Consider the following 6,996-nt stretch of genomic DNA (forward strand, 5'->3'; position numbering starts at 1 on the left):
AGCGGGTGCTGCGGAAGCGGCGGACGAGGAGCGTCGCCGCGCCCCCGACCAGCGCCAGCGCGAGCGCGACCAGCGCGACGACGCCGACGTCCGCACCGGTGGACGGCAGGCGGCCCGGCCCGGCAGCCGGCGGGTCGGCCGGGTCTGCCGTGGGCGCAACCGTGGCGCCGCCGCTCGGGTCGTCCGTCGGGTCGTCGGTGGGCGCGTCGGTCGGGGGCTCCTGCGTGGGCACCTCGGCCTCGACGACCGGGAAGTACCACGCGTTGACCCCGCCACCGGTGGCCTGGAGCGTCACGTCGCCCGCGGCCTGGCGGTCCGCCCCGTCGGCGGCCTGGAAGGACACGAGGACCGAGCCGTCGGCGCGCAGGTCCTCCAGCGCGTCGGCGTCGAGCTCCACGCTCAGCGTGCCGGTCCCGGGACCGACCTCGGTGCTCCCGGCGCCGAGGAGGCGTCCGCCCATGTCCGGTGCCCACGGCGCCGCTGCGCCGTCGGCCTCGGAGCAGGCGGAGAAGCCGAGCTCGTCACCCTCACAGCTCGACACCCAGACCGGGACCATCTCGAGGTCCCCCGTCCACACGAACGCGCGGACGGTGCCGGGCACCGAGGACTCCAGGGTGAGCGTCACCGACGGGTTGCCGATGGTCACGTCGCTCACCGTGAGCGCGTCACTCGCGGGCAGGCCCGAGATCGTCACGCCCCGCACCGCGGACTGGTAGATCGTCTGCGGGGACTCCACGCCCATGAGCGCGGTGTCCGGGATGATCGGCTCGGCCGGCTCCGTGGGCCGGTCGGCCGGCGGGGTGTACCCCTGGAGGTACGCGTGGCCCCAGCGGTAGGGCTCGGACTGCTGGCTCCCGAAGGGCGACCACGCCGTGCGGGTGTCGCCGATGAAGTCCTGGTTGTCCGCGTCGTAGGGCGTGACGTTGAGCCCGAGGAACTGCGGGTCGACGTCGTTGGTCGCCGCGTCGCCCGTGGGCGCCGCGCTCGTCGGGCCGACGGCGGCGGGCAGGTTGGCGAGCGGGATCCTCGTCTCCACCGTGTAGGAGCCGCCCTCGTAGCCACCGTCCGGGCCACGGGTCACGCTCACCGCGACCTCCTGCCCGGGCGAGTTCGGGCCCTGCTCGACCGTGTCCGCGAGCGGACCGGAGGAGAAGCCCTGGTGGTTGTCGGCGTCGCGGCTCCAGCACGGCCCGTCCGGGCCCTGGCCGGCGGCGCCGGTCGGGTCGTCGGTGAAGGGCAGGATGCCGGACTTGAACGTCGTCGAGGTGTCGCGGGACGTCGCCTGCGGGTCGAGGAGCACCTCGACCGAGTCGACGAGCCAGTGCCCGAAGCAGCGCTCGGGGGTGGCCGCCGCGCTCGCGACGTCGTCGACGACGTGGGCCAGGACGTAGAGGTCGTCGCCCGACCAGGCGAGACGGGCGTAGCTGCCGGCGCCGCAGTCGGTGCCGTCGGGCTCGCAGGCCGCACCCTCCCAGCGGCGGCCGATGTCGATCGGCTCGCCGTAGCCGTCGTCGGGCTGCCCGTCGACGACGGGCGCGTCCGCGGCGCCGGGGACGACGGTGGTCGGCACGACGTACATCCGCAGGTTCTCGGTGCTCGTCACCCCGCCCGCCGTCGTCGTGATCGGCAGGTCCACGGGCTGCCCGCCGGGTGCGGCGGGGTCGGTGTGGGTGAGGGTGAGCCCGACGGTCGTCTGCGCCCCCGGCGCGAGGCCGGTGAAGGGCACCGACGCGGGCTCGACCGTGAACGGCGCGGGCGCGGTGAGCGTGACCTCACCGTCCTGCGGGACGGTCGTGCGGTTGGTGACGACGACGGGCACCGTCACCGACTCCCCCGCGCCGATCCGGCTCTCGGCCGCGGACCGGCCGCCGACGCCCGTGAACGTCTCGGCCCACTCGTCGTACTCCGAGAAGTTGCCCCAGCGCTCGAAGCGACCCTCGACGCCCGGGACGAGGTCCACGCGCATGTCGTTGTACGCGGTGACCGTGCCGTTGTCGAAGCTCGCGGCCAGCCGGTAGCGCCCGGTCGCGGCGTCGGCGGCGGGGGTCACGGTGAAGGTGGCGCTCGCGTCCGCGGCGCTCGTCACGGGGCCGAGCGGCTGCGGCGCGGAGACCTCCCAGCCGGCGGGGACGGTGAGGGTGACCTCCCCGGCGGCGACGGTGCCGGCACCGGCGCGGCTCTCGACGGTCACCTCGAACGGGACGCCGGGCGCCTGGACCTCGTCGGCCGCGAAGGAGAAGGTCGACCCGAGCGGCATGCCGCCGGGGTCGGGGATGACCGAGCCGAAGAGGATCGCGTCGTCGCGGGCGTTCTCCGGGGAGCCGTTGGGCTGGAAGGGCACCTCGGAGTGCGCGATGCCGTAGCGCAGGCACTGCGGCTCCCAGATCCCGGTGTGCTTGACGCGCGCCTGGGTGGGGTGGGCACGGTTGCCCTCGCGACCCACCTGCGCCCAGGTCTGCGCGGTGCCGGGCTCCTGGCCCTGGACGTTGCCCGGCAGCCACGTGTAGGGCGAGGGGTAGCCGCTCCACGTCCCGACGACGGTGAACGGGTTGGTCGGGGCGGGGACGAAGCCGGCGTTGCAGCTCGGCCCGTTCGTGCCGCCCTCGCCCTGCGTCGAGGCGCCGGAGGTGACCATCTTGACCTGCCACACGTCCACGGCGTCCGGCCCGGTGAGCTGCTCGGGGAAGGCGTTCGGGTCGGCGGCCATCTGGGCCGCCTCCCAGACGACCCGCCCGGCGTACTGGTGGTTGCCGTGGCCCACGGCCAGGGAGGGCGAGAAGCCGGTGAGGATCTCCGGCTGGGTCTGGCGGATGACGTGGACGACCTGGCGCTGGACGCGCTCGGAGCCCCACACCTCCTCGGTGAGGGCGGCGGAGGTGTTGTAGAAGAAGTCGACGGCGTCGATGTTGTAGATGTCGACGGTGCCGGAGCGGTAGTGGGAGGCGCGGTCCTCGTTCTCGCGCCGCAGGCCGAGCGCGGGGCCGGCCTCGTCGCCGACGGAGTTCGAGCCGCCCTCCCCGCGGGTGAGCATGATGATCCCGCACTCCACGCCGTAGCGGTCGTTCCAGACGCCGCACGGCGTGGTGAACCCGGCGTCGTCGTCCGGGTGGGCCCAGATGCCCATGACGTCGATCTTGTTCGGTGAGACCTCGGTGGCGATCGAGGGTTCCCCCACCGTCAGCGGTGGCGGCGCGGTGTCACCGGCCGCCGTCGGGACGACGGCTCCCAGTGCCAGCGCGGCCAGCGCGGCTGCGGCCATGCCTCTCTTCACGAGTACCTCCAGGTCGGGCAGACGGCAGCGTCTGCACGTGACGCCCATCACTATGTACGGACAACTTAACGAGGCAGTGCATGCAGGTGCAAGCATCTGCTCACTTCCTGAGCAGAGCCGCGCACCGGCGAGCGTCAGTCCTTGACCGCGCCCTCGAGCATGCCGCGGATGAAGTGGCGCTGCAGGAAGAGGTAGAGCACGACCATCGGCAGGGCGACGAGCACGGCGCCCGCGGCGAGCAGCACGGTGCCCTGGGTGTACTGGCCCTGGAAGAGCGCCAGCCCGAGCGGGGCGGTGCGCAGCTGGGCGTTGGGCGACATGACGAGCGGGATGAGGAACTCGTTCCACGTCCACATGAACGTGAGCAGGACGAGGGTGACGACGGCGGGCCGTGCCACGGGGATGAGCACCTGCCACAGCACGCGGTGGTGCCCGGCGCCGTCGAGGCGGGCGGCCTCGATGATCGAGCGGTTGGCGCCGCGGAAGTAGGCGCGCATCCAGAACGTCCCGAAGGCGACCGACTGCGCGATCTGCGGCAGGGCGATCGCCCAGATCGTGTTCGTCAGGCCGACCGCCTGGAAGTCGAAGAAGAGCGGGACGACGATCGCCTCGGTCGGGATCATGATGCCGATGAGGAAGGTGTAGAAGAGCACCTGCGAGCCGCGGAACTCGAACGCGCCGAAGGCGTAGCCGGCCATGATCGACAGCACCGTCGCGCTCGTGACGACGAGGGCCGCGATGAGCACCGAGTTCGTCATGTACTCGCTGAAGCGGCCCTGCTCCCAGGCGCGGGCGAAGTTCTCCAGGTGCAGCGGGCCGCCGGTGGCGGCGTCCTGCGGGGTCTCGGGCCCGAGCGCGGTGAGGATGATCGCGACGATCGGCGTCAGCGCGAACGCGGCGAAGACGATGAGGATGACGTAGTTGCCCAGGCGCTCCCCGGTGGAGACCCTCATCGCTCGCGCTCCCCGATCCGGTTGACCGCCAGGTTGATGGCGAAGATGAGCGCGGTGAGGACGACGGCGACGGCGGCCGCCGAGCCCACGTCCCCCTCGCGGAAGGCGCGCTGGAAGACCGCCCAGCTCGGCACCGTCGTCGAGGTCCCGGGCCCGCCGCGGGTGGTGACGTAGACGAGGTCGAAGGTCTTGAGGGCGGCGATGATCGTCAGCGTGAGCGCGACGACGATCTCCGCGCGTACCGAGGGCACGGAGATGGAGAAGAAGGTGCGCACCGCGCCCGCGCCGTCGAGGGTCGCCGCCTCGTAGAGGTCCTTGGGCACGCGTGCCATGCCCGCCATGAGGAGCACGGTGACCAGTCCGGTCGACACCCATGTGCCGATGAACCCGACGGCGGGCAGCGCCCAGGTGAAGTCGCCGAGCCACCCGCGCGCGAGCGTGCCCAGCCCCACGGCCTCGAGCGCCGAGTTGAGCAGTCCGTCGGGGGCGTAGATCTGCCGCCACGCGACGGCGACGACGACCATCGCGATGACCTGCGGCAGGAAGACGACCGTGCGGAAGAACGCCAGCCCGCGCACCCGGGCGCGCACGAGCACCGCCGCGAGCACGAGCCCGATGCACAGCGGCAGGACGGCGAAGAAGAAGATGAGGACGAGCGCGTGCCAGAACGCCTCGCGCAGCTTCGGGTCGGCGACGACGTCGACGTAGTTCTCCAGGCCGACGAACGTCGCCAGGGACAGCCCGTCCCAGTCGTACAGGGAGATCTGCACGGACCGGCCCAGCGGGTAGAGCAGGAACAGCGCGTAGACCACGAAGGCCGGCGCGAGGAAGAGGTAGGGGGTCAGCCCGAAGCGCCCCCGCGCCCGCGGGCGACCCTTGCGGGCCGCCCGCGGGCGGAGAGCCTTCGGGGGCTGGGCGCTCATGTCACTCCGCCGAGGTCACGAACTCGCTGTAGTCGGTCTCGAGGGCGGCGAGCAGGCCGGCGGCGTCGAGCTGGCCGCCGAGGAACGCCTGGAGGTTCTGCCCGAGGGTCTCGCTCATCGTCGGCGTGGCCCAGTCGAGGTAGGGCACGAGCGCGCCGTCCTCGACGACCTCGCCGTAGGCGGCGTAGATGTCGGCCTGCAGGCCGCCGTCGGGCATGTGCTCCGCGGTCTCGACCACCGGCATGTTCCCGGTCTCGGCGAGCACGGCCATCGCGTCCTCGCTCGTGATGAAGTCGATGTACGCGGCGCCGACGTCCGGGTTCTCCGAGGCGGAGGTGACGGCGAAGGGGATGCCGGTGCCACCGGTGGTCACCTTGCCGGCGCCCTCCTCGACGGGCGGCGGGGCGAAGAAGCCGACGTCCTCGCCCATCGCGGCCTCGATGTCCGGGCCGAGCCAGGAACCGGCCATGAGGTAGACACCCTCACCCTCGGTGAACGACTGCCACACGGCGTCGTAGTCCGCGCCGTTGAAGCCGTCGTTGAAGTAGCCGGCCTCGACCCACGAGGCGAGCTCCTCGGCCGCGGCGAGGTTCGCGTCGGACTCCCAGCTCGCGCCCTCGTTGCCGAAGCCGAGCGAGCGGATCTCCTCGGGGTCCACGTGCGCGCCCTGGACGGGGCCGAAGATGTGCGCGGCGGGCCACTGGTCGAGGTTGCCGAGCAGCAGCGGGGCCTCGCCCGCCTCGGAGATCGTCGCGAGCTGCTCACCGAACTCGGCCCACGTCGCCGGGACCTCCAGGCCGAGCTCCTCGAGCTTGGGCTTGGAGTAGTAGATCCCGACGACCTCGCCGACCTGCGGGAGGCCGAAGACGGAGCCCTCGCCGAAGGTCACGCCGTCCTCGGAGTAGCGGGTGTTCTGCAGCACGGAGTCGGGGAAGCGCTCGGCCCAGCCGTACGCCTCGGCGTACGGGTCGAGGTTGAGCAGCTGGCCGGCGGCGACGTACTGGCTCATCTGCGAGCGCGAGTTGTTCACCTGCGTGACGTCGGGCGCGTCGTCGCCGGTGAGGGCGAGGCGCAGGGTGGTGGTGAGGTCGTCGTTGGACTGGGTCACCCGGTCGATGGTGACGTTGGGGTAGGCCTCCATGAAGGCGGCGTTGAGCTGCTCCATCTGCTCGTTCTGCCCGCCGCGGACCTCCTGGTCCCACACGACGAGCGTGACGTCGCCGAGCTCGGAGATGTCGGTGACGACCTCGTCGGCGGTGGGGGCGGAGGCGGTGTCGGTGGCGTCCTCGTCACTCGACCCGCCGCTCCCGGGGGTGCACGCGGCCAGAGCGAGCGTGGCGACGGCAGTGGTGAGGACGACGGTGCGACGACGTGTTCGTTGTGGACTCATGTGCTGATTCTCCTTCGTTGTGGGCGGTACTCCACCCGCAGGGTGAGATCTTCGTCGATTCTCGGTCAGAGATCGGACTCCAGCGCGAAGGTCGCGTCCGCGCGGCGGGTGACGCGACCGGGCCGGGCCGGCAGGACGTCGGGCAGGAACCGGTAGTGCTCGTGGAGGGCGGCGGCGGCCGGGTCGCCCTCCGCGCGGGCCGTCTCCAGGCGGGCCCACCAGTCGTGGAGGTCACCGATGCCGGGGGCGGCGAGCGAGCCGCCGAGCGCCTGGACCGCGAGCCCCGAGCACAGCGAGGCGAAGCGCAGCCGCTGGGCGAGCGGCCAGTCGAGGAGGGACCCGCGGGCGAAGGCGGCGAGGAAGACGTCGCCGGCCCCCGTCGGGTCGACCGCGTCGACGTCGAGCGCGGGGACGTGGCACTCCTCACCCGTCGCGGAGTCGAGCGCGATCGCGCCCTCG

The 6,996-nt window shown here is 72.5% G+C and carries 5 protein-coding genes; all 5 read right to left on the reverse strand.

What is annotated here, in order from left to right; all coding sequences use genetic code 11:
* Positions 1-3,259, reverse strand: a 3,259-nt coding sequence (locus tag FHE66_RS12575) for a PIG-L family deacetylase (protein ID WP_218013718.1), incomplete at its 3' end; no start/stop codon positions are given.
* Positions 3,260-3,405: 146 nt separating this feature from the next.
* A complete protein-coding gene (locus tag FHE66_RS12580) occupies positions 3,406-4,224 on the reverse strand; it encodes a carbohydrate ABC transporter permease (protein ID WP_139073304.1) in 819 nt (272 codons plus the stop codon).
* Positions 4,221-5,147: a carbohydrate ABC transporter permease gene (locus FHE66_RS12585; protein WP_139073306.1), complete on the reverse strand. Its 927-nt coding sequence runs from the start codon at positions 5,145-5,147 to the stop codon at positions 4,221-4,223. The genes FHE66_RS12580 and FHE66_RS12585 overlap by 4 nt, the downstream gene beginning before the upstream one ends.
* Position 5,148: 1 nt before the next feature.
* Positions 5,149-6,537 (reverse strand): ABC transporter substrate-binding protein, encoded by a 1,389-nt coding sequence (locus tag FHE66_RS12590; protein WP_139073309.1) that lies wholly within the window; start codon positions 6,535-6,537, stop codon positions 5,149-5,151.
* A 65-nt stretch (positions 6,538-6,602) separates the two neighbouring features.
* Positions 6,603-6,996 (reverse strand): PfkB family carbohydrate kinase (locus FHE66_RS12595; protein WP_255303732.1); only part of this gene is annotated, 394 nt, incomplete at its 5' end.

The sequence above is a fragment of the Georgenia sp. 311 genome, from assembly GCF_006151955.1.
GTDB classification, from domain to species: domain Bacteria; phylum Actinomycetota; class Actinomycetes; order Actinomycetales; family Actinomycetaceae; genus Oceanitalea; species Oceanitalea wutianyii.

Bases quoted from the DNA above. Each gene is read 5' to 3' on its own strand.
- FHE66_RS12580 (WP_139073304.1), bottom strand. From the start codon at position 4,224: ATGAGGGTCTCCACCGGGGAGCGCCTGGGCAACTACGTCATCCTCATC.
- FHE66_RS12585 (WP_139073306.1), bottom strand. From the start codon at position 5,147: ATGAGCGCCCAGCCCCCGAAGGCTCTCCGCCCGCGGGCGGCCCGCAAG.
- FHE66_RS12590 (WP_139073309.1), bottom strand. From the start codon at position 6,537: ATGAGTCCACAACGAACACGTCGTCGCACCGTCGTCCTCACCACTGCC.